Source organism: Moorena sp. SIO3I6 (assembly GCF_010672095.1).
On the sequence record NZ_JAAHHU010000871.1, the window covers coordinates 1 to 2,043 of the forward strand.

General features: G+C 44.2%; 2 protein-coding genes. One reads left to right on the forward strand and one right to left on the reverse strand.

Translation table 11 applies throughout. From position 1 onward, the window contains the following. Positions 1-212: 212 nt before the first annotated feature. Complete coding sequence (locus F6K49_RS43800; protein ID WP_293062669.1) at positions 213-1,250, forward strand: glycosyltransferase family 4 protein; 1,038 nt, start codon at positions 213-215, stop codon at positions 1,248-1,250. A 519-nt stretch (positions 1,251-1,769) separates the two neighbouring features. Here F6K49_RS43800 and F6K49_RS43805 read toward each other — a convergent pair. After that, positions 1,770-2,043: HAD-IA family hydrolase (locus F6K49_RS43805; protein ID WP_293108075.1), on the reverse strand; the 274-nt coding region annotated here is incomplete at its 5' end.

Below are 2,043 nucleotides of genomic sequence, written 5' to 3' on the forward strand. Positions count from 1 at the left end.
TTAAATAAAACTTAAATTAATTAACCTATCTACACCTGTATGGTAGAGACTTACTCTCGGAGCATGTAGATAGATTACGTCTAGCTTCTTCCCAAAAGCTAAAAACTTTCTGTAAGATAGCAGAATCGGTTTTTATTTGTGATAAAAGCACCGTTTTAAGTTTTACTAGCTCTCAATCAAGCTAATTTAGAAGATTTTTGGAGGACTATGATATGCGGATAGCTCAAGTTTCCCCCTTATGGGAGAGAGTTCCCCCACCAGGCTATGGTGGTATCGAACTAGTTGTGAGCCAACTCACTGATGAATTAGTTCGTCGTGGTCACGATGTCACCCTATTTGCCTCTGGAGATTCCATCACTATCGCTAAACTAAAGTCTGTGGCTCCTCAGGCGTTGCGCCTTGACCCCTCCGTAGAGGCACCAATAGTTTACGAACTACTGCAACTGGCTCAGATTGGCGAGGTGGCTGATGAGTTTGACCTAATTCACTTTCACACAGGGATGATTACCTTTCCGGTGATTGACTTGTATAAGACCCCTGTGGTTCATACCATGCATGGTCGCTTCGGCAATGATATTAGCAAGGCTTATGCGCGATACAGCCACATACCCCATATTAGCATCAGTAATCATCAGCGGTCATCCGGACCAGAGATGAATTATGTTGCTACGGTTTACAATGGTGTTAAAATAAAAGATTATCCGTTCAATCCAAAAGCAGCCGATGACCCCCCCTACTTAGGGTTTTTGGGTCGTTTGTCAAAGGAGAAAGGCCCTCATCATGCGATCAGAATTGCCCGTGAAACTGGCTGGAACTTGAAAATGGCGGGCAAGCTTGATGTAGTTGACCGGGAATTCTTCGAACAAGAAATTGCTCCGGAAATCGACGGTAAACAAATTCAATACTTGGGTGAAGTGAGCCACGAAGAGAAGGTGGAATTATTATCCAAAGCCAGCCTGACCCTCTTTCCGATTATCTGGCCCGAACCTTTTGGTTTGGTAATGATTGAGTCAATGTGTGTTGGCACTCCAGTGATTGCCACGAACTTTGGCGCTGTACCGGAGGTGGTGGCCGACAAGAGAACTGGCATAATCTGTGCCAATCCTGAGGACATGATAGCTGCCATTCCAGAAGCTCTTAAACTCTCTCGCGAAGAGTGCCGTAAGTATGTGGAAGAGACCTTCAGTGTTCCCAATATGGTTGATGGCTATGAAGCAGCTTATCAGAAAGTGCTAGAACAGCATAAGTAAGCTAATCCCAAAACTTCAGCTCCTGTCAGTGCAGTTTAATCGTTTAGATCAGCGCTTTTCGCCTTTTCCAGATAATTATAGGAAATCGGGACACAAAACTCCCCATATTCATGGGGCAGATGTAGCCCACCACGGCACTTTTAAGTGCGGTGAATCTGTTACTATGAAAACGTGAAGGCCAGTAGGAACAACCATATACAGTTTTGAAAGAATCTAGTTCAATCTAGTTAAGGAAAAATCCCTGCGAACCAGATCACTACTAGCTCGACTAGCCTACCTATAGGTGGCAAGCAATGGTAGTAATTCACTCCAAACATAAACACGAAATAGAGAAGTCCTGAGTTGCTAAGTTCATTGAGTTCTGAATAAGAAACAATGACAGCAAATGATTTATCTTAAACTGATTTATTTTAATCGGCACTTGCTACTCAGTACTCAGGACTATAACTAAAAAAATATGGCTGGGTGAATTAGACTTCACCCAGCCAATTTAGTTCCAAATATTTAGTTTCGAATACCCTAACAAGGAATTAAACGATTCCCTGCCAATTGTTTGTGGAGGTTGCTCCAGTGTACGCCTTCGAGACTGGGTAACACCAGGTGAGCTGCTCCAACTCGTTCAACTGGACCAAGTCCTACAGCCCACATACCAGCAGCTAGAGCGGCTTCGACACCAGATCCGGCATCTTCTACTACTACACAATAAGCGGGTTCCAATCCCAACTGCTGTGCTGCGTGCAAGAACAGATCTGGTGCTGGCTTAGAGCGGGTGACACTGTAGCCGTCAGAAATA